Annotated in this window: 22 protein-coding genes; 7 read left to right on the top strand and 15 right to left on the bottom strand. The window is 72.5% G+C overall.

Features of this window, described 5'->3' with window-relative positions:
• The first annotated feature begins 344 nt into the window (after positions 1-344).
• From ACWCYY_RS11300 to ACWCYY_RS11290, 3 genes are read left to right on the top strand one after another with little or no spacing between them, the layout of a single operon-like run.
• The gene (locus tag ACWCYY_RS11300) at positions 345-569 is read left to right on the top strand and encodes a hypothetical protein (RefSeq protein WP_449795789.1); all 225 of its coding nucleotides are present in this window, start codon (positions 345-347) and stop codon (positions 567-569) included.
• Positions 570-603: 34 nt separating this feature from the next.
• Positions 604-1,239 (top strand): plasmid mobilization protein, encoded by a 636-nt coding sequence (locus ACWCYY_RS11295; RefSeq protein ID WP_449795788.1) that lies wholly within the window; start codon positions 604-606, stop codon positions 1,237-1,239.
• The gene (locus ACWCYY_RS11290; protein ID WP_449795787.1) at positions 1,232-2,947 is read left to right on the top strand and encodes a relaxase/mobilization nuclease domain-containing protein; all 1,716 of its coding nucleotides are present in this window, start codon (positions 1,232-1,234) and stop codon (positions 2,945-2,947) included. Before ACWCYY_RS11295 ends, ACWCYY_RS11290 begins: the two co-directional genes overlap by 8 nt.
• Positions 2,948-3,004: 57 nt before the next feature.
• Here the strand turns inward: ACWCYY_RS11290 and ACWCYY_RS11285 are convergent, their stop codons facing one another.
• On the bottom strand, positions 3,005-4,045 hold the full coding sequence (locus ACWCYY_RS11285) for a hypothetical protein (RefSeq protein WP_449795786.1): 1,041 nt from the start codon (positions 4,043-4,045) through the stop codon (positions 3,005-3,007).
• Positions 4,046-4,151: 106 nt separating this feature from the next.
• On the opposite strand from ACWCYY_RS11285, the gene ACWCYY_RS11280 reads away from it, so the two are divergent.
• The 4 genes from ACWCYY_RS11280 (at position 4,152) to ACWCYY_RS11265 (ending at position 7,400) form a co-directional block, all read left to right on the top strand.
• Positions 4,152-4,391 carry a hypothetical protein gene (locus ACWCYY_RS11280; RefSeq protein ID WP_449795785.1) on the top strand — a complete coding sequence of 80 codons (240 nt, stop codon included), beginning with the start codon at positions 4,152-4,154 and terminating at the stop codon, positions 4,389-4,391.
• A gap of 56 nt (positions 4,392-4,447) precedes the next feature.
• Complete coding sequence (locus tag ACWCYY_RS11275; RefSeq protein WP_449795784.1) at positions 4,448-5,716, top strand: ATP-grasp domain-containing protein; 1,269 nt, start codon at positions 4,448-4,450, stop codon at positions 5,714-5,716.
• A gap of 119 nt (positions 5,717-5,835) precedes the next feature.
• Entirely contained in the window at positions 5,836-6,828 is a 993-nt protein-coding gene (locus ACWCYY_RS11270) for a hypothetical protein (protein WP_449795783.1), read from the top strand.
• 296 nt (positions 6,829-7,124) lie between these two features.
• Complete coding sequence (locus ACWCYY_RS11265) at positions 7,125-7,400, top strand: hypothetical protein (RefSeq protein WP_449795782.1); 276 nt, start codon at positions 7,125-7,127, stop codon at positions 7,398-7,400.
• Between the two features lie 137 nt (positions 7,401-7,537).
• On the opposite strand, the gene ACWCYY_RS11260 is transcribed toward ACWCYY_RS11265, so the two are convergent.
• The 14 genes from ACWCYY_RS11260 to ACWCYY_RS11195 all read right to left on the bottom strand — a co-directional run bounded on the left by ACWCYY_RS11260 (position 7,538) and on the right by ACWCYY_RS11195 (position 20,215).
• Positions 7,538-7,906, bottom strand: coding sequence for a hypothetical protein (locus ACWCYY_RS11260; protein WP_449773203.1), 369 nt, complete (start codon positions 7,904-7,906; stop codon positions 7,538-7,540).
• Positions 7,903-8,316 carry a hypothetical protein gene (locus ACWCYY_RS11255; protein ID WP_449795781.1) on the bottom strand — a complete coding sequence of 138 codons (414 nt, stop codon included), beginning with the start codon at positions 8,314-8,316 and terminating at the stop codon, positions 7,903-7,905. The genes ACWCYY_RS11260 and ACWCYY_RS11255 overlap by 4 nt, the downstream gene beginning before the upstream one ends.
• Before the next feature lie 92 nt (positions 8,317-8,408).
• Entirely contained in the window at positions 8,409-8,579 is a 171-nt protein-coding gene (locus ACWCYY_RS11250) for a hypothetical protein (protein WP_449795780.1), read from the bottom strand.
• 83 nt (positions 8,580-8,662) lie between these two features.
• A complete protein-coding gene (locus ACWCYY_RS11245; RefSeq protein ID WP_449795779.1) occupies positions 8,663-9,031 on the bottom strand; it encodes a DUF317 domain-containing protein in 369 nt (122 codons plus the stop codon).
• A gap of 272 nt (positions 9,032-9,303) precedes the next feature.
• Positions 9,304-11,106 carry a hypothetical protein gene (locus ACWCYY_RS11240; protein WP_449795778.1) on the bottom strand — a complete coding sequence of 601 codons (1,803 nt, stop codon included), beginning with the start codon at positions 11,104-11,106 and terminating at the stop codon, positions 9,304-9,306.
• Complete coding sequence (locus ACWCYY_RS11235) at positions 11,103-12,248, bottom strand: AAA family ATPase (RefSeq protein ID WP_449795899.1); 1,146 nt, start codon at positions 12,246-12,248, stop codon at positions 11,103-11,105. The genes ACWCYY_RS11240 and ACWCYY_RS11235 overlap by 4 nt, the downstream gene beginning before the upstream one ends.
• 120 nt (positions 12,249-12,368) lie before the next feature.
• Positions 12,369-13,823 (bottom strand): type II toxin-antitoxin system HicA family toxin, encoded by a 1,455-nt coding sequence (locus ACWCYY_RS11230; protein ID WP_449795777.1) that lies wholly within the window; start codon positions 13,821-13,823, stop codon positions 12,369-12,371.
• Positions 13,824-14,278: 455 nt separating this feature from the next.
• Complete coding sequence (locus ACWCYY_RS11225; RefSeq protein WP_449795776.1) at positions 14,279-14,500, bottom strand: hypothetical protein; 222 nt, start codon at positions 14,498-14,500, stop codon at positions 14,279-14,281.
• A gap of 196 nt (positions 14,501-14,696) precedes the next feature.
• Positions 14,697-16,130, bottom strand: coding sequence for a hypothetical protein (locus ACWCYY_RS11220; protein WP_449795775.1), 1,434 nt, complete (start codon positions 16,128-16,130; stop codon positions 14,697-14,699).
• A gap of 237 nt (positions 16,131-16,367) precedes the next feature.
• Entirely contained in the window at positions 16,368-17,150 is a 783-nt protein-coding gene (locus ACWCYY_RS11215) for a hypothetical protein (RefSeq protein WP_449795774.1), read from the bottom strand.
• 278 nt (positions 17,151-17,428) lie between these two features.
• On the bottom strand, positions 17,429-18,319 hold the full coding sequence (locus tag ACWCYY_RS11210) for a hypothetical protein (protein ID WP_449795773.1): 891 nt from the start codon (positions 18,317-18,319) through the stop codon (positions 17,429-17,431).
• A complete protein-coding gene (locus ACWCYY_RS11205; protein WP_449795772.1) occupies positions 18,316-19,182 on the bottom strand; it encodes a hypothetical protein in 867 nt (288 codons plus the stop codon). Before ACWCYY_RS11205 ends, ACWCYY_RS11210 begins: the two co-directional genes overlap by 4 nt.
• Entirely contained in the window at positions 19,179-19,502 is a 324-nt protein-coding gene (locus tag ACWCYY_RS11200; RefSeq protein WP_449795771.1) for a hypothetical protein, read from the bottom strand. Before ACWCYY_RS11200 ends, ACWCYY_RS11205 begins: the two co-directional genes overlap by 4 nt.
• Positions 19,503-19,612: 110 nt before the next feature.
• A complete protein-coding gene (locus ACWCYY_RS11195) occupies positions 19,613-20,215 on the bottom strand; it encodes a hypothetical protein (protein WP_449795770.1) in 603 nt (200 codons plus the stop codon).
• Between the last annotated feature and the right edge of the window lie 125 nt (positions 20,216-20,340).

Below are 20,340 nucleotides of genomic sequence, written 5' to 3'. Positions count from 1 at the left end.
GGTCCGGTCCCCGTGCCCGTGCCTCCGTCCGGTCCGGTACCGGGGTCGGGTCCGTCCGGTCCGGTACCGACAACCGGACGGACGCGGGTGAAGCTCGAGGTGCTGGTTCCTGTCGCCAGGCAGGCCGCCGCGCGAGCTGGCCGCACCAACAGGGAGGTCGTGGCCGCGGGGCTCCGCGAGCAGGGCTACTCCATCAGCAACGAGCGCATGGGCAGGTTGCTGCAGATGATCGAGGCCGCCGACGCCAAACCTCCGCCGACTCCCCCGACCGGCACCGCGCGCCCATCGCACTCCGTCGCACAGCGACCCCACCCCACCCCCAACTCGCTTCCGAGGAAACGCCCATGACCCGCACCAGCATGCCGAAGACCACGCCCGATGCCCTGATGAGCCTCCTCATGGAGCAGCGTCTCGTCCGCACCGCCACCGCCGCCAGCGACGGAAGCTGGCTCGTCCGCCGGACCACCCACGGGCCGAAGGTCGTCCTGGAGGGCCCCGTCGAGGTCATGGACTACGGGCTCGGAGTACTCCTTGACGCCAAGATCGAACTGGAGGACACCGCCGCCTGATCTGGCCAAAGTGCTTGCCCAGTACCGCAGTTAGGTGCCTGACCGCTTGGCCCCTACGGCGCAGCAAGCTATCGCCTGGGGCAGCCCTACGGGCCACCCCAGGCACTTGCCCTCGCCCCGGGGGGGCGAGGGACCTGGGGAGGAGTCGAGCGAGGGCGCTCGACTCCTCCCCAGGAGCCCGGAGCGAGGGCGCTCCGGGAACCGAGGAAAGGAGAAGCTCACGACCAGCCCCCAACCCGTAGAAGCAGCAGATGAGTTGAAGCCTGATCGTCGCCCGCGCCGCCGCCACCGCGACACCGAGCAGCGCGCTCACCGAATCGTCGTGCGCTTCAACCTCGCTGAGCGCGACGAGATCGCCGCTGCCGCAAGCCAGCGAGAGCAGACCGTCTCCCGCTTCGTTGCCACCAGCACCCTTGCCGCCGCCCGCGGTCAGAGCGCCGTCGGCGATCCGCAAGACCGCCTCGACCGCGCCGTCGACGAACTCGCCGCCGCCCGAGCCCAGCTCGCCCGCGTCGGCAACAACCTCAACCAGATCGCGTTCGGCCTCAACGCAGCCGGCTACGTCCAGCCGGCCGACCTCGACCCCACCCTCGGCGCGGTCCGCAAGGCGGTGGCCGTGGTCGACGCCACCGCTGCCGAGCTCGTCGCCGGGAGCTCGCTTGGTGCCTGACATCAGCCGCGGCAAGAAGACCTACGGGCTGTTGGCCTACCTCTATGGCCCCGGCAAGCACGACGAGCACTTCGACCCCCACATGGTCGCGTCCTGGGACGGCTTCGCCCCCGACCCGGGCCGCGACCCCCGGGCCACCCTCAAGCAGCTTGAGCAGGTTCTCGACCTGCGGGTGAACCAGCTCGGCACCCGGCGTCCGTCGAAGCACGTGTGGCACTGCCCGGTCAGCGCCGAGCCGGGCGACCGGATCCTCACCGACGAGGAGTGGGCCGAGGTCGCCCGCCGGGTCGTCGCCGCCGCCGGCATCGCCGACCTCGGCGACCCGGACGGGTGCCGTTGGATCGCGGTGCGGCACGACCCCCGCCACATCCACATCATGGCCACCATCGTGCGCGGCGACCTGCGCCAGCCCCGCCTCAACGGCGACGCCCAACGCGCCCAGGACGAGTGCCGACAGATCGAGAAGGACTTCGGCCTCAAGCAGCTCAACCCCGGCGACAAGACCGCCGCCAAGCGCCCCACGAGCGCGGAAGTTCACAAGGCCGAGCGCCTTGGCCGACCGGAACCCGTGCGCCTCCAGCTGCGCGACATGGTCCGCCAGGCCGTCGCGGGTGCCGCCACGGAGGACGAGTTCTTCAAGCGTCTCCGCTCCTCCGGCCTCCTGGTCAAGCCCAGGATCGCCCCGTCGGGAGACTTGCTCGGCTACTCCGTCGCCGATCCCGACGACCGCAACGGCAAGGGCGAACCCGTCTACTTTCCCGGTTCGAAACTGGCCCCCGACCTGTCCCTCCCGCGCATCCGCAAGCGGCTGGGCAGCGGCGTCCGGCGCAACGACGGGAGCGGGGCACCGGAGGGCCAGCAGGGCACCGGAGAGGCGCGTGTGCCCGGCTCCCGGGCCGCCAGGGCCCGCCGCGCCGCCGCCGCCGCAGTGGACGAAGCCACCCACGTCATGGAGGAAGGGAGCGACGAGGACGCGGCGGCGCAGTTGGTCGGAGCGATCGAGATCATCGACGTCCTGGCCGTGCGCGCCCCGGCCGATACAAGGGCCCAACTCGTTGCAGCAGCAAGGGCGTTCGAGCGGGCCTCGCGTTCCCATGTGCGTGCCGAGCGGGCCGACAACCGTGCGGTCCGCGCGGCGGCCCGCCAGATGCTCAGCAGCGGGTACGCGGGCAACCGGGGCGAGGACGGCGGCGTCACTGCGATGTTGCTGTCGGCCTTGATCCTTTTGGCCATCGCGGCGGCGAGGTGGCACTCGGCCCGTTCCCACGCCCAGCAGGCCGCCGCCGCCAGCGCTGCGGCCGAACAGCTTCGGGCGGCGTACGCCACCGTGGCCGCCCGCCCGATGGCCGCCATGGCCGCGCGAGGCCGGGCCCTGGCACCGGCCGTACGCGAGCGACAAGCCGCCGTCATCCGCGAACGGCTGCCCGCCGGACAACCGACAGAGGAAGGGTGGGACGCCCTCGCCGCCACCATTGCCGAGGCCGAGGCCGCCGGCCACGATCCAGCAGCCCTGCTGGAGGAGGCCAGGAGCTGGCGAGAACTGGGCAGCGCCGATTCCGTGACTGCCGTGATGGTCTGGCGAGTTCGGCGCCTGGCGAATCTGCCAGCAGTCTCCAGCAACAGGACGGGGGCCGCCGCGCAGGTTGGAACGGACCAGCCGGGACGGGCAGGTGCTGTCACCGTCGGCCGTCACCGTCGGGGCCGCTGATCACAGGACTCCCGTCCGGGAGTCCTGTGATCAGCACGCTTCGCCCGCCGAAGCGGATCAGCTGGTAGCCGGAGGTTGGGGCAGCATGGCCGCTACGGCCGGCGAGGCGGGAATCCCGTAGACCAGGGCGCCGTCCAAGTCCGCGGCCAGGATGCGGGGGCCGGGCGGTGCAGCCGCAGCCCGTTTCAGCTTTTCCTTCTTCTCTCTGGCCCTCCGGCTCCTGGCCTCGCGGGCGAGCTTGATTTGCTCGCTGTACGTCATGGCAAAGAGGAGGAGGGATCCGCCGAGCCCGATCGCGAGGACGACCTCGAAGCCGCGGAGCAGAGTGGTGGCATAGTGCTCGAAGTACGTGTGCCACATGCTTTCCATGCGTGCGACCGGCAGGTGGGGCAGGACGTAGTCGCGCGCGAACGCCCTCAACCCCGGGTCGGAGGGCATGAAGGCTGCGTACAGGGCCAGCAGCCCTGCCCACTTGCGCACCCTGCTACGGCCCAGAAACGTCCGCACCCCGCCGACGCAGAATCCCAGGATCAGGGCCAGCCACTGGCCCAACAGCCATCCGGCATCGAGAAGGAACACGCCGAAGCGGTTGTGGCCCGCTGGCAGCCTGATGCGCCATTCGGCCCGCCACTGAAACCGGCCGAGGGCTTCAGGTCCGAGGCCGAGGGGGTTGCTGAGGTCGTCCTTCTCCTCAACGTGCGGCCCTGGTCCGGGCGGTGACGAACCGTCCTGGGCCACGTGGGCACCCGGTTGCACGCCAGCGAGCAACTGCGCGTTCCGGATTAGCGGCTTGAGATTCCGGCGTCTGTGCTCGCCGTTGAGAAGAGGGTGGCCCCCACGGTGGTGAAGCTCGATCTGCTCCTTCTCGACCTTGACAAGGTCGGCGGCGGGTACTCGAACCACCTGCTTGATGATGGGTTCGAGCCCTTGGCCGACCAGGAGGCCGATCCACACGCCCATGGCGGGATTCGTCGGGTCGTAGAGGTGCTGATCCCTGCGCATGGGCAAGGGCTGTGTGGTCTGCCCGATGTAGCGAATCGCCCCGTCACGGGGGTCGCTCAACGAGTAGATGCTTCCTGTCCGCAGCGGTATGGACACTCGGCCGATGATGCCACCGAGCACTGACAGCCGGTCGGAGAACGGTGCAGTGCCCGCCTAACGGGCGACCCGCAGTAAGTCGGCCACCTACCACAAGATCGGCGCGATGCGTCGGGCCGGCGAGCGCGGAGTCTGGCTGTCCGCCCGCCGACGAACGCGACCGACGCTTCGTCGGCGGGCGTACCACCGAGCCGTCGACGCCCGCCTGGGCTACCGCCCCCGCATCCTGCGCACCGTCGTCCACTTGGCCGGCCAGCAACCCGCCATCGGGCACGCGCTGCGACGGCTGTCGAAGCGCCTCGGCGACCAGGCCGTCCCGCACCTGCCCCCGCCAGCCCGCTGGTGAACACCGCCGTGCCCGCCTTTCCGCGCGCCGCGCCGCCCCGTACCGGAAGGACCCGAATGACCACCACCAACACCTCGACGAACGACACCCCCGGCGAGGGGGTGCTCCTGGTCCTGGGGTCGGGAGACCCGGCCTACAGGTCGTACTGTCTCGCCTCTGCCGCCGGGCGCAGCCCGCTGGTCCTGGTGAACGCCACCGAGCCGACCTGGCAGCTGGATCACGTCCGCGACCACGAGGTGGCCCACCTCAACGATCTGGAGCAGTTGCGCTGGGCGGTCGCCCGACTCGCCGAGCGGCACGACATCAAGGGCGTGGTGACGTGGGACGAGTACGCGCTGGTGCCGGCCGCGCACGTCGCCGCCGACCTCGGCGTGCCCGGCCAGTCCTCGGCCACCGCCGCGGCCTGCCGCAACAAGGCCGCCTCGCGGGCAGTGTGGGCATCCGAGGGGGTGCCGTCCGCCCAGTCGATCCGGGTCACCTCCCAGCTGACCGTCGCCCGCGCGGCCCGCCGCATCGGATACCCCGTGGTCCTCAAGCCGGCCTCCCACGCGGGCAGCATCGGCGTGATCAAGGTGGAGAACCCCGAAGACCTGCCGGGCGCGTTCGCCTACGCCAGCGGACGGGCCGAGGACCAGGGCGAGGAGGGCAGCGGCATCCTCGTCGAGGAGTACCTGGACGGCCCCGAGATCTCGGTGGAGTGCGTCACGGTGCACGGCATCACCACCGCAGTCGCCGTCACCCGCAAGGAGCTCGGGCCCGAGCCCCACTTCGAGGAGGTCGGCCACGTCGTGGTCGCCGACGACCCGCTGCTTGCCCAGGTCGGCCCGGTCGCCGAGGCTGCCCTGGACGCCCTCGGCATGAACGCGGGCGTCTCCCACGTCGAGATGCGCCTGACCGCCGACGGCCCCCGGCTGATCGAGGTCAACGGGCGCATCGGCGGGGACCTGATCGGACACCTGCTCCGTCTCGCCACCGGCATCGACCTCGCCGCCGCAGCGGCCGACATCGCCCTCGGCCGCGAACCCGACCTCACCCCCACCCGCTCCGGCGCCGCCGGCGTCCGCTTCCTCTACCCGGACACCTCCGGAACCGTCCGAACCGCCCGCCCCCGCCCCGAACTGGGCAACCCCGACTGGCTGGAGCGCCTGGTGTGGGAGTGCCGCCCGGGCGAGCAGGTCCTCCTGCCCCCGCTCGGCGACCTCGGTACCTCACGCCTGGGGCACGTGGTGGTCACCGGCGCCGACGCCGCCCAGGTCCACGAGCACCTCTCCCACGCCGAGGGCCTGCTCGACATCGCGGTCGACCCCGCCCCAGCCGCGGGCTGACCTACCGAACCGACGGCGGGCCCGGCGCACTGCTCGCGCCGGGCCCGCCCCGCGACCGTAGCCGCTCGCCCGCACCGACGACAGCCCCCAGGCCCGACCCGACAACCGAGAACAGGACCGTGGACCTCCCCTCCTACGCCACCGCCCTCGCCGCCCGCCTGCCCGGCACCTGGACGGCCGAACACCACCAGCACCTCGACCAGGACATGGCCGACATCCTCTCGATGCTCGCCCTCGGCCCCATCCGGGCCGCCGACTTCCGCAACGCCTCCGTCCTCACCAACCCCGCCCGGCCGATCGGCCTCCTCGTTACCCAGGAACAGCACGCCACCAGGCACGGCTACGCGATCCGCTCGATCGCCCTGACCGACGGGCACTCCTACACCCGGCAGACGGTCGCCGGCGAGCAGCTCCAACTCGTAGCCCCCGCAGACCCGCAGACCGCAGCAGCCGACATCGAGCGCACCCTGCTGCCGTGCCACGACCAGCTCCTGGCCCGCCACCGGCTGGCCGTCCTGGAAGAAGCCCTCCAAGGAGCCCAACTGGCCCTCGACCACTGGGACTCGATCTCCGACGGCCTCTGCGACGACAACGGCTGGCCGCTGGACGAGCAGCTCTACGACGATGGCAAAGTCCGCCGTGACGCCGAAGCGCTCGCCCACCTCCAGCGGGTCCTGCCCCACGCCGAAGCACTTCTTCGAGACGGCCGCGCCGCCCACCGCCGCCTGCCGCCCGGGGACGAAGCCAACCGGAGCGGCTACCACCTGCGCACCCTTGCCGACGCCGTCGCGGGGGTCACCCGGATGCTCGACGAGTCGAAGGGAGCCCTGCGCCACCACAGCCGGGCGGACGGGACACCGATCGAGCCCGGCCACACCGCAGCGGTCGAGGAACGCAACGCGGACACCTGGTCGGACATCCACACCTGGCTCACCACCGGCCCGGCCCTCGCCGCCCTCCTGCACGAGGCCGCAGCGACCCCACCGGCCGGCCGCACCGCCGCTGCTGAGGCACGCTCGCCCCGACTCCCCAAGGCCGCCTCCGCCCTTGTCATGCAGGTCCTGCGCGCTGAGCAGGTGTCGCGCGCTCTGCCCGGGGCACCTCGCAGGTGACCTGGACCGCGCACGCCGTTCGGTCAGGCTGCTTCCCGCTCATCGGTCCGCTAGCAGCGGGATCGAGTGCCAGTTCCCTGTATCACACATCGATAACAAAGTGCCAATTTGGGAATAAATCCGACCCATGCCCGGTTACACCCGGCACGTCTACGAAAGGGCTGTACTTGTCGGATTCGCCGAGACCTCACGACGGCCACGGTTCCAACGACCCGCTCGAGCCGGCTGACTTCCCGCCGCTCGATCTCCTTGAGCTCTCGATTCCCGACTTCCCCACGCTCTCGCCGGACAAGCCCGTGATCCGGGCGGTCCCGCACCACGACCAGCTGAACCCCCGCGGCACCGTCATCCTGTGCGAGGAGTGCAAGGCGGCCCGCGACTGGCTGCTCCTCAATGTCCGCCGGCACGTCTTCGTCCGCTGCCGCTGCGGCCACGAGTGGCTGGAGGATCTCCTGACGGTCGAGTACTTCGATCAGCACTTCTCGGCGCCCGAGGCCGCCTGGGACAGCTTCGAGACCGCCATGGCGGCGGCGGGCTATGACGGGGTCTGGGCCGGAATCTACCTCAACTGAGCCGGCAGGCCGTAGCCGCCGCCGGCGGTCACGCGGTCCCTGTCCCGGTTTCGGTGGACTCGGCGATACGGCGAAGGGGCGGCACCACGAGAACTCGTGGTGCCGCCCCTTCGCCGTTGCCCCGCAGGGTGCTGCGGCTACTGGTCGAGCAGGCGGATGCTGCCGCGCGCGTCCTGCGCGACCAGGCCGGCGTTCAGCAGCCGGGCGAGAGCGAGCCGCACGACGGCGACCCGCAGGCCGAGGCCGGCGGCAAGCTCGTCGGGGGTGTCCGTGCCGGAGGCCAGGGCGGCAAGCACCGCACGGTCGGCGTCGGCGTCGAGCCATCTGCTCACACGGTAGAGGGCGAGGGCGCACACGCCGCAAGCGGTCAGCTCGACGGCGACCCAGGCGTTGTAGTGGCGCAGGCCCGCCACGACGGCGGTGGCGCCGGAGAGGGCGGTGAGCGTGATGAACACGACCGCCGCGCGGCGCAGGCCGCGACGGGAGATGTTCGGGTCGGTGGTCACAGAGCCTCCTGGGGCAGTGGAGCGTAGCGGGACTGGGAGAAGAAGGAGCAGTCGGTGCGGGGCGAGCGGATCAGGCAGACCCGGCACGGTCGCTCGGGGGTGCCGGGGACGACGTGGTGGTGGCAGAAGGTGCGCCCGCCACCGTCGGCGCGGACCGGGTGGGCGACGACGAGTTCGGCGAGCTGGTCGGCGCTGCTCCACCCGCAAGTGCCCTCGCGGGGGTGAGGGCGCCCGTGGGCCCCGTCGATTCCGCCGACAGCCAGCAGGTAGCGGTCGGACGGGGCGAGGTAGGCCAGCACGTGGTAGCGGGTCCGCTCCCCGGCGCTGTTCGTGGGGCCGTAGGCGGTGCCGAACGCTCGGGCGATTCCGCCTACGCGGTCGCCGCGCAGATCGAGGGTCTCGGGTTCCAACGGGCCTCCGTGGTCGCGGTGCTCGACGCGAGGTGCGCGTCGATGACTGGGCCGCCGGGCCGGAGCGCGGCGGCGTGCGAGGGAGGAGCTGGTCAGCAGTGCGGGCAGCGCTGCCGGGGAATCCGGCGGCCGGAGGGTTCGACAACGGCCGGCACTCGCGAGAGCAGGACCCGCGCGACGACCAGCTGGAGGACCAACAGGAACAGGCCGACACGGACGGCGGTGTGCTCGCTGCGCAGCAGCGCGTGGAAGACGAGGCCCACAGCGGCGGCGCTGATCAGGTACTCGGCGAGGCAGAGGCGACGATGGGCAGGCAGGCGGAGAGTGCGGGGGATGGCGCGTCCTTTCAGGAGGTCGACGAGCTACTCGGGGACGGGCGGAGGGTGGAGCGGTTGACCAGATCGGTGAGGAAGCCGATGACCAGCTCGGCGGGAGTGTGCCGGTCGAAGGTGGCCCTCCAGCCGGGCTGCCGCGCGGTGCCGGTGAGCGCGACGATCCAGGTGTCGACGTGCCGGTTGTCCGGCTGGTAGCCGACATAGACCTGGGTACACGGCGACGCGGCGTGCAGACCGCCCTCGGCGTCGATCACCCAGGACCAACCGTGCTCGGAGAGGAAGCCGCTGATGGCGTTGGGGTTGCCCTCCCCGAGCGGCCAGGCGCGGTGGGCGACGCCGTCGCCGGGACGGAGGCCGCGAACGACAGGGGCGGAGATCACGACAGACAGGGAAACCATCCTTCGGGCAGGCGCGGTCGTCCATGTTGACTTGGACTGCCCCGGTTTGTGTAGTCCGTTCGAGGGTTCGTCTGCCACAGGCGAACACGCCTGTGCCCGGACCGAGTTGGTCCGGGCACAGGCGCGCTGTGTCAGCGTGAGCGAAGCGGCGCAGGGTTGCCGGCCCTGGCGGGAAGGGGAACCGAGGGGGCCTCGGTTCGGGCCGGGAGTTCGGCGAACCGGCAGCGACGTCTACCGCACCAAAGCCCGACGCCTCAGCGTGTCCTGCGGATGGCGTCGGTCGCGGCCTTGGCGATGGCGGCGGGGGCGGCGGAGGGCTTGGGCAGGTGGAGCAAGGTGGTCCCCGGCAGGTGGCGGGACTTCTTGTCGAGGGTGAGCTGGAGTACGGCGCAGCCAGCGACGCCGAGGCGCTGGATGCGGGTGACGGCGTCGGCGGTCTCGTCAGGGGTGTACACGGCATCGGTGACGATCACCAGGAGGCGGCCGGCCCCGGGGCGGCTGAGGTCGAGGCCATGGTCGAGAGCGTCGAGGGCGTCGCCCAAGCTGTGGCTGCCGCCGCTGGCGCGGAACGTCGTCACCTGCGCCGGTGCCCGGTGGGTGGGCCGGGTCAGGGCGGTCAGGTGCGAGTCGTAGGCGACGGTGGCCGTGCGGGAGTCGGGGCCTGTCATGGCTGCTGCCCGGGCCACGATCCAGGCGGCGGACGCCACGGGCTCGCAGGCGGCGCTCATGGAGCCGGAGACGTCCACCGCAATCCCCACCCGCAACGGCGGGGTGGCGGTGGAGCGGCGGCGGATGTGGGTGAACGGTTCCGCAGTGGGCACCGAGCCGGACGCGCGTTGGGCGTCGCGGGCGAGGGCGGCCCTCATGTTGAGGCGGCCGGGTGGGGTGGGGCTGGTGCTCCGCTCCTCGGCCCGCTCGCGGTAGGCAGCGGCACGGAGCGCGCGGCTCAGCTGCCCGGCGGCGGTCTGTTCGGCGGTGGTCGGCTTGCGGCTGCCGGTGATCGGGCCGGTGCGAGAACTGGGTGTGCCGTCGGGATTGACGGTGGCGCCGCGGGGGTTGAAGACGGAGCGGGCGGTGGCCGCGGCCTTGCGTCCGCTGCTGGCCCGCTGGGCGCGGTCCTGGGCTTGTGCCTCGGCGTGCGCGGCCAGGGCGACGTCGGCGGCGAGTTGTGCCGCGAGGTCCGCACGGTCGTTGGCGGCCATGCTGTCCATGACGACCACCACCGCGCCGGCCAGCAGATCGGTGAGGTCCTCCGGCGGGGCGGGCAGGGACGGTGCGGCAGCGTCCAGGGCCTCGCACCAGTCCTGGGCGTGCGCGAGCATGGTCGTGGCGTCGTGGTCGGCGCATCGATGGGCCGCCGTCCAGATGCCGGTGAGGGTGGCCAGCAGATCTGCGCCAAGGACCTGTTCGCACAACGAGGCGACCGCCTGGGTCTCGCCGGCGTCCAGGATGCCGACGTCACGGCGACCGAGGATCAGGGCCGCCACGCCGGCGGCGTGTTCGATGCCCTGGAAGGTCGGATTGGCGATGTCGGGCATAACCAGGGTACGGGCGCTGGTGCGCAGGTACGTGCGGTCCATCGGACGCTTGGTCAGGTGGGTGCCTTCGATGCGGCTCTCCTCCAGCAGGAGCGCGGCCTCCACGATCCGGGGGTGCGCGCCGGCCGCCAGCTCCGTCCAACCGGAGTGGGCGGCATGGGCCGCCTCGTGGACAAAAACGCCCCAGGCGGCGGGGTACCTCTCTTCGTCGCCCACGATCCGCGGATGGATTTCGTGGGCCTGAAGAGGGTCGAACAGTGTGGCGTCGAACTCGACCTCCGCCAGGCCGGGGAAGTAGGCCGCCGGTGCGCCGCTGCGGGTGCCCGGTTGGCAGGTGACGAGCAGGTCGTGCCGGCCGGACAGGGCGACCAGCCGGTCGCCGAGCTCGGCTCCCACGCGCAGCCACGCGGCCGGGGACGAGCGGGGCTGTGCGGGCGGGGCGCCGTCGTCGTCCCAGCGCGCGAGGTCGGCGTCGTCGGCCGCGGTGACGGAGGACTGGACGTGGTGGTGGGCACTCATCGCCGGCGGCCCCGGGACGCGGAGCCGTTACTCCCCGGGGGCTTCTGGGCAGCCGGAGCGGTCGCGGCGGAGAGCTGCCGGCCGAGCGTGAGGGGCGAGACGTCGTTGATGCCGGCGATCTTCTTGACGGTTTCGGCGACGACGGCGCGGTCCTCAAGGGGTGCGATGCCGATCAGGTTTCCGAGGGCGGCCTTGAAGCCGAGGACGGCCTCGGTCTTCTGGAAGGCGATCAGTTCCCGTAGTTGCGGGGCCCAGCCGAGCTCGCCGAGTCCGACCTGGTTGGCGAGGTAGCGGGCGACCCGGACCACCCGGGCATCGACCCGCAGCGCCTCGGCCAGGTCGTAGTCCGTGCCGACCTGGATCTGCACGCTGAACCGGCTCGCGAGCGCATCGGTCAGCACGGCACCGTGCACGTTGGGGTTGTGCCCGGCCAGCACGAAGAAGCCTTGCTTCGCCTGGATGGTCTCGCCCTTGTGGGCCTTGATCTGGATCTGGCGGCGGCCGTCCATCGCCGGGTAGAGCGAGGCCAAGACCTTCGGCGAGATCAGGGTCGCATCGTCGATCAGCAGGGCGCGGCCCTCGGTCATCGCGGTGACCACCGGCCCGTACTGCCAGACGTAGCCTCCGCCGTCGTCCAGCGTGTACTCGCCGAGCAAGTCGCCGACGGTGGTGTCGCCGTCGCCGGCGACGGTGATCAGGTCGTCGAAGGCAGCCTCAACGAGCGAGGTCTTGCCGGTGCCCGGAGGACCGTACAGCAGCACCGGGATGTCGGCGTCGCGCAGGCGCGTCAGCGCCTCGACGTCGGGAAGGTCGGCCAGTTGCCGCGGGTGGTAGAGCTGTCCCCCCGGGCGGCGGATCGGGCCGGTCCACTTGGGCGCAGGCGCGGGTGCGGGTGCGGGTGCAGTCGTGCGGGCAGTGGCCGCGGCGGCGCGGGGGGAGTGGGTTCCCGGTGGACTGATCACCGGGGCTCGCCCGGCTGCGGCGGTCAGCGAGTTCGCACGGAACTGCTTCCCGGCACCGACCCGGTCGGCCTCGCCTCGTTTCACCAGGGTCTCGACCGCTTGCACGACGGCGCCGCTGGAGTGGCCCAGCGCCTTGGATATTTGCCCGGTGGTGAGCGCGTCCGCCGGCCGGCCAGCCAGCAGGCGGGCGACCTTGGCTCGTAGCTCACCGCCCTTGGTACGTCCTGATGCAGCGGGCGGTGCGGGTGTGGTCAAGCGGGGAACCTCCAAGGGGTTGACGCCGACGGGTGCGCCCGGTGATCAGCGGACGGGCTTCCGCAGGGGCGTGGGGGCGGTGGTGGTGGCCGGGGGGCTGGGTGCAGCTGACGTCGGCACGCTGCCGGAGAGGGCAGCGGCCCGCCGCTCCGTCGGGGTGGCCCGGCCCTCGGGGGTGACCGGGGTGACGATGGCGACCTTCCGGTCGGTCGCGTCGAGGTGAAGGCCGGTGGTGCTGCGCAGCAGGGGTTCGGGGGAGGCGAGGTCGCGGCAGAGGGCGGCGGCGAGGCGCGAAGGGGTGTTCGCGCTGATCTCCGCCATCCAGTACCCGAGGGCCCGGTAGCAGCTGATGCGGGCGGCGGGCTTGCCGCGCAGGTCGTGCAGGGCGGTCGGGACGTCGCAGTGGACGCTGACGTAGCCGTCGGGCGAGCGGAAGGAGACGGCGCCGCGGGGCTCGACCTCGCTCTTCCACCCCGCCTCGGCCAAGGGCAGGAAGCCCAGGCCCAGGACGCCGGCTTGGAACGGGCTGCGGGAATCCGATCCGGCCTCGTCCAGCATGGCGAGAGCTTCGTCGACGACGCCGGCGATCAGCTCGGGCGGGACCAGGTCGCCGCTGGTGATGCGCCAGGCGACGCTCGCTCCTCGGTACTGAGAACCCCAGACCCGCCAGGCAGCGCTCTGCCGCGTCCGGTCGTCGGTGCCGTCGGGCCAGGCGAGCCCGAGCCTTCCGCACGGGCTGGTCATCGACGTGTTGCCCAGCGTCCAGCCCAGGGAGGCGAGATGCGCCTTGATCTGCTCGGCGCCGCCACGGCCGGGGCCGGCGTAGTGGCGGGGGGTCACGGTGACCAGGTCCGGTTCAGGGCCGGTTCCGCGCGGCGGTTCGACGGCGGTCGGGGCAGGGGTGGTCGGCAGTGGGTTCTCCAGGTCGGTCGGGAGGGCCGGGGCCGCCAGCAGCGGGCGCCAGCGCGGGAGGGTGGCGGAGGCGGCGGGTTCGATCGTGACCCGGGCCAGGTGGTGGGCGGGGATCTCGCTGCGGCGGCGCAGCGCCGAGTGCGAGGCCAGCGTCACCGCAGTCGTGCGCAGGAACGCCTCGGGAGCCCACGGCGAGGCGATGACCTCCCACGCCAGCTCGGAGCTGGTGTTGCCCATGCCGAAGGCGAGCGTGCGCTCCGGGTGGGAGGGCACCAGGAGGGTGGCAGCGCCGGGCGAGTGGATGAACGTCCGCCACGGGCCCCGCTTGATCGTCCATCCGGCGTCGGAGAGGATCCGCTCGATGTCGTCTCCGGCCCTGCGGTCGGCCAGGACGGTGGCCGGGTCGCTGCCGAGCCGGCCGGCGGCGTCCAGGACGAGGCCGTGGGTGAGCTCGTAGGGCGTCTGGGGGCTGAACCAGGCACACCAGAGCTCCGTGGCGTCCGGCTCCCCGCTGTCGTATGCGGAGAGCTTCCAGTGGTTCTGGAGGTTGCTGCGTCCGAGGGTGAAGTCGCCGCGTTCCAGGGCCATGCGGCGGCAGGGGCTGACGAGCAGGGGTTCGTCGGTGGTGCTGTCCGGATCGTGCTCCCACCCGTACGCGGTGATGAGGTGGTCGCCCAGGTCGCCGGGTGGAGTCCCGGTGCCGGCGAGTTCCAGGGGGCGGACGGCGACCAGATCGTCGTGGTCAGGGTCGGTGGTGCTCAGGGGGTCTCCATCAGCGCAGGGGCACCAGCGATCACGGCAAGGCTGCTGGTGGGTTCGAAGACGGTCCGGGTGACCCTGCCGGTCACCGACGCAGGCAGGGACAGCCGTCGGAGGGAGAGATCGGGAGGATCACCGGGATCGTGGCGGTTCGGTCGGTCCGACAACCGAACTTGCTCGGGCCGGCTCGCCCGTGCCCCGGGCTCCCAGCTGGGCCAGGGTGGTGCGGGCGGTCTTGTCGCGGGTGGGTGCGGGCGTGCCCGACAGGGGCGTACGGTCGGCGCTCACTGGTCGGCCGAGAGCTCGGTCCAGGTACACGGTATGGCCGGCGGCGAGCAGCTCGCTGGCTGCCGCGCCGGTCCGTGCGGTCGGTCCGTGCTGGACTCCGTCGCTGGGCAGGCGCAGCCAGGAGCCTCCTCGAAGCCGGCCCGAAGCAGTATCTGCCGGGCGGCGGCGTTGTAGCCGGTGGTGGTGATCTCGCCGGTGCCGGTGTGCCGGATCGGCACGAACGGCTGGGCGGTGCGCTCTGCTGGCGCCGCCGCCTCGTGGACGGGCGAGGGCCCGTTGGCGTTGGCGACGGAGTCGAGAGGATGCGAGGTCAGGATTTCTCCGTGTTGTTCGGTTCGGGGGTTAGAGGGCTTGGGCGGCCGGTGCCAGCGGTGTTCCGGGGAGCGGGACTCGGCGGTGCGGGGCCTGGGGATCTCACCGCTGCGGGGGGCTTGGGGGTTGGGGAACGGAGCCGGGGCGGCCCGTCGGCACCGTGGTGCCCGCAGCAGCTCGACCGGGCAGCGATCGGGTGACGGCTGCGGCCCTGCGGCCGGTGGAGGCGGTGAGGGACTGCGCGGTGACGGGGGTGACGACGGCGACCTCCCGGTCGGTGGCATCCAGGCGTAGGTGGTCGGTGTTGCGGATCAGGGGCGAGGGGTCGGCGGCGTCGCGGCACAGGACGGCGACCAGGCGGGAGGGCGTGTTCGCACTGATCTCGACCTCCCAGAAGCCGAGGGCCCGGTGGCAGGAGATGCGGGCTGCCGGGCGCCCGCGGAGTTCATACAGGGCGTCCGGCGGTCCGCAGCGGGCGCTGAGGTATTGGTCAGGCGAGTGGAAGGTGGCGGCGCCCTTGGGCGTGACCTCACTGGTCCAGCCCGCGGCAGCCAGCGGCAGGAAGCCCAGGGCCATGACGCCCGGCTCGAACGGGGCGCGACTTCCTGCCTTGTCGGCCTCCTCCAGCATCTGGGCCGCCTCGCCGATCACTCCTTCGATGAGCTCCTGGGGGACCAGGCGCCAGCCGGTGACCCGCCAAGCGACGCCCGCTCCTCGGTGGTGGGCACCCCAGACCCGCCACGGCGCGTACGTCCTCTCACGCCCCCACCCCCGCGGCTTGTCCGACTCGGTGGGCCAGGCGACGCCCAGCCGGCCGCACGCGCTGGTGAGGACGTCCTCGTCGCGGACCCACCCTTCGGATTCCAGCCGGCTCCGCAGCCGCTCGGCGGCATCCATGCTGGGCCCGGCGTAGTGGCGCGGGGTGACCGCGACCAACACCGCTCCGGGAGCGGGCTGTTCAGCAGCGCCAGCCCCCTTCGGGTCGGCAGCGGGCAGGTGCTTCTGCCCGGCGGTGCGGCCGGCCTTCGGGGCCACCCACCTCGGCGGGACGGCTGAGCGCGCAGGTGCGATCGTGACCCGCTCGGCGTGGTGGGCGGGGATCTCGCTGCGGCGGCGGAGCACCTGGCCGTCGACCAGGGCGGTTGCCGCGGAGCGCAGGAGCGCCTCCGGCACCCGGGGCGACATGGAGATCGACCAGGCCAGGGCGGAACTCGTGTTGTTCATGATGAACGACAGGCCGCGCTCGGGGAGTTGGAAGGTGTGGGCGGCACCGGTGTTACCACTGGGTGTGATCATGCGGACGCCCGGGAGGGGGTGCTCCCTCTCGTGCCAGCCGACAGCGGCGAGCAGGTCGGACGCGTCGTCAGCGACGTCGCGTCGGGTGAGGACGCTGCCGGGGTCGGTGGCGAGCCGCTGGGCGCTCTCCAGGACGAAGCCGTACGTGAGTTCGTGCGGTGTCTGCGGGCTGAAGCACGCCCACCACAGCCACTCGCTGTCCGGGGCGGTGCGGGCCTGGAGCATCCAGTTGTCGGCCAACAAGTGGTTGCCGGAGAAGAAGTCGCCGAACTTCAGGCGCAGCCGCTGGCAGGAGCTGTCCAGCTGCGGGTTCTCCCCGTCGGCGGCGATCCGCCACTGGTACTCGGAGGCGAGGTGGTGCAGGAGGTCGAACGCCGCGGTGCCGTGCCCGGCGAGGTCCAGCGGGCGGACGGCAACCAGCTCGTCGGTGTCGGGTTCGGCAGGCAGCGGGGGTCTCCAGGGGCGCGGGGTTCGAGGTCAGGACGGACGACGCCGGGGGGCCGCCACGGACGCGGTGCTGCCGTGCGGTCGGGTGGCGGGCGGTGGCGTGGAGGGCGTCGGCCGGGCGGCGGTGCTCCGGGCCCGGGCGGCGCCGGACCGTCCGGTGCGCGGCGGCCGGTCCGGGAGCGTCTGGGTGGTCAGCAGCTCCCGGTAGCGGGCCGGCAACTGCTCGGCCCGGCGGACGGCCGGGCCCAGGAGAGCGGCGGCAGCGGCGGTCAGCAGCGGCTCGGGAGCCATCGCGCCGAACCGCACGGTCCAGGTCCCGGTCTCGGCAGCACCGGTCAGCATCACCTCGCTGCCGGGTGCCTGCAGCGGGAAGGAGAGGGCTGCGTGCCGGTCGGGAGCGGAGACCAGCTCGTAGCCGTCCCGCTGTTGCCCGGACCAGCCGGCCGCGAGCAGCGCCGCGCGGGCGTGGTGGCCAGCGAGGCGGCCGGTGCCGGTGAAGAGGTCCGGGGTGTGGCGGACGCCGGAGGCGGCCCCGTCGAGCAGGGCCTGGGTGATCTCGGTCGGCACCTGGTGGCAGAAGTCGACCGACCAGCCGATCCCGCTCAGGGACAGAGAGGTCAGAGCTGGTCCGTTGGAGAGGGCGATGCCGTTGGTATCGCTCACGAGGACGAGGTGGGTGGGCGAGTTGTAGGGGCGGAACCAGCCGTGCTCGGCGGCGAGGAGGGGCGGCAGGTCGGTGTCGCCGGGCCCGGCGAGGTGGACTGGCTGGACGGCAAGGAGTGGGTCAGTGGGCGTGAGGGAGGCAGTGGGCACAAATCTCGTTCGGTCAGGGGGCCGAGACTCGGCCTCGGCCCGAAATCGGGGTGGCCGGGCGCAGGGGGCCCGGCAAAGTAGACGACGACCGGGGCGGTTCCGGCCGGCAGGCTGGTGCGGGCGGTGGCCGCGCGGACCCAGCGGCGGACCGCCACGGCCGCCCGGGCCGGTGATCCGTCGACGGTGACGCCGAACGGTGTCAGGTCCTGCACCGATCACGCTGGGCGGCTGGAGCCTCACGGTGCGGGTGCTGCCCTCATGCCGGACCGCCCCGGGGATCAGCCGGCGTTGGTTCGCTGGGTGTACGTCGCGGCGGCGGAGCGCACCAGGGCCCGCTGCTGGTCGATCGGGAGGGCGTCGATCGCCGCGATCTTCGCCGTGATCGCGGGATCGAATATGCCGCTGCCGGTGTCGGCCAGACCGGCGGCGGAGAGGATTCGGCCGATCACCTCGGCCTCGATCAGTGCCTCGCAGCTGTCGTGCACCTCGCAGTAGATCCGAACGTGGGTGGTGACGCCGACCAGGGCTTCGGACAGCGGTCCGCGGCGGCCCAGCAGCAACCCCAGAGCGGCGAGGACTTCCTCGGTGGCACAGCGCAGCAGGTCGGTGTCCTCTGGATGGGACAACCAGCGCACCGCCCTCATGTCGTAGAGCTCCTGGGCCAGTTCGGCGTCGTCGGAGTGTTCAGCCTCGGCGGCTAGGAAGGTTGCGAGGGTCGCCGCGGTGGGGTCTCGGACGTCGAGGGCACGGTCGAGCCGGGTGCGTAGTTCGCTCTCGTAGACGGGCAGCATCATCTCGGCGAGTTCGCCGGCGGCCGTGGCCGGGTCGGCGGGAACGACGGCGGAGCTGAGCTGGGAGGCGCTGTTGTACACGAGCACGTCGAAGGCTATGAGGGGGCAGATCAGGAACCGGCCAGCCTCGGCGGCGGGCAGTACCAGGAGGCGGCGTCCGTCGGGGCCGTCGAGCACGGCGCTCTCCGCCATGGTGTCGCGGTCCAGCCCGAGGTCCTGTGCGCTGCGGTGGTCCCACACGCGGTCGTGGAAGTGGTGGCGAAGGTCGGCGTCGTCGCACAGGTCCAGCGCGGTGGCCTCCCACCGCTCCGGGAGCCGCTGGGCCAGGGCGTGCGCGAAGTCCGCCAGGGGGCTGGGGTGGTTCTGGGGGCTGGTCATGATCGGATTCCTTCGGCGGACTTCTTCTCGGACAGGTGGTGCAGGACGCGGGGCAGGGTCATCGCGGAGTCCAGGCGCCCGGCCGCGAAGTGGACGATCGCCCCGCCAGCGCGGACGTCACCGGGGCGGGCCAGGCTGTAGCCGACGGCGGTGTTGTCCTCGCCGTGCCGGACGCGGACGATGACCCCGCGCTCGGCCAGCGCGGCGAAGTAGGTGTCGAGGTCGGCTGCCTCGGACAGCGCCGGGCGCATCTGCTGCTGGAGCCACACCCGGGAGGGCTCGCTCCAGCCGTGCCGCTCCGCCTTGATGATCTCGGCGCTGGTGGGGTAGCTGGTGGTGACGCGAGGTCCGGTGCCGACGGGCCGCAGCGCCCACTCGGCCTCGATCGCCCGGCACTCGGCCTGGGCGCGCGCCGCGTCGCGGTGCGTCATGGGCCGGGAGCCGTCCGGCCGGACCGTGACAGCGGCCAGATGGATGTGGTGGACGGCGTGCCGGACAGCCACCCACCGGCACGCCGGGCCGTTCTCGGGCGCGATGCCGGTGGCTCGCACGATGCGCCGGGCGACCTCGGCCCATTGGGCGTCGTCCAGGATCGGATCCTCGGGAGCGGCCCGGACCGCGCAGTGCCACACCCGGTTCGGCGGCAGCGCCCCCAGCTCGGCGGCGCGCAGCCGGGCGTGCTGGTCGAGGCGGTCCGCGAGCCGGCCCACGCTCGCGCCCGGCTGGCGCCCCGGGTCGGGGGCGCCGTGCAGGTCCCATGCGGCGACGAGGTGCGGATCGTCGTGTTCCTCGCGCCGGCCCGGGCCGTAGAGGTACGCCAGCAGCGGCCGGATGCCGTTGCCCCGGGAGACGTCAGGGATCACGACGCCTCCAGCACGGCGTCCAGGACGGAGTACGCCCGCTCGGCGACAGCGGGCAGGACCACAAGCGCGGCCTCCCGCACCGGCCCAGCGCCGGAGTTGCGGACGGTGGCGACAGCGGCATTCAGCTCGCCCGCCACGCGGTCGAGGGCTTCGACGAGCGGGCGCCGCGGGTCGCGGTCGGGGCGGTGGAGCGGATCAGCGCACTGCGCGGCGGCCAGGGCGGCGTTGCCGATGAACCCGGCGATCGTGAGGCGCTCGGCGGCGGCGCGCTCGCCGATGGCGGCGATGGCGGCCGGGGTGAACCGCACCGTGGTCTGCACGCTGCGGCGCTCCGTCGTGCGCGGGCGCCGCTGCGGCCCGGTGGTGGCCGACGGCTGGTGGGCGTCGTCGTTCGGGGAGATGCGCGGTCCTTCCAGGAAGAGAGGGGGCGTCAGCGGTGCTTCGGCCGGTCGTGGCGGCCAGCGGCCGGAACTGATGCCGGGGCAGGGTTCGGGGCCGAGAGGGTGACCGCGACCGAGCTGTGCGCCCCTGCGCTGGCGGCGCGGGCGCTGGGGGCCGAGGCCAGCGGCGGCAGCGGATTGTCCGGCTCTCCCACCCGGTCGACCCAGCTCCGCGCGTCGTCGACCGTGGCGAAGCCGCCCTGGCGCAGCGTGTACGAGTGGCCCTTCATGTCGACGTCCTCAAAGAAGACCCGGACGGGCTGCTGCCCCGGCTCGGGCCGGTCGTCCACCGCGATGATCCACGTCTCGTAGAAGTCCGAACTGTCATTCGTGTAGTCGTCGAGGATCCGGAACCGGCCGCCGGAGGCGGCCAGGGCCTCCTCCAGGTCCCGGGTGGCCTGGTCGGTGTCCATGGGGTCCTCGAACTGCACCGTGAGCTGGTCCTGGTCGGCGCCGCGGGAGATGAGCCAGTTCTGGGCGAGAGCGGCGATGGGGTGGCGGCTGTAGTCGAGCCGGTACGTGCCCTCCCCAAGATCGCGTTCGACGTGGATGGCCGCGTACTGCGCCATGCCGGGGATGTCGGCCCAGGTCATGGAGCCGTCGTACACGACATAGAAGCTGTCGCGGAGGAGCTCGGTGTGCGGGTTCGTGGCGTGCTGGACCCCCAGGCAGATGAGCAGGTCCAGGCCGAGGCAGAGGTCGTCGAGCCTCGACTCGT

The organism is Kitasatospora sp. NPDC001664 (assembly GCF_053596675.1).
Note: the sequence above shows the minus strand (reverse complement) of the source record. Positions and strands in the feature narration are given on the sequence as shown.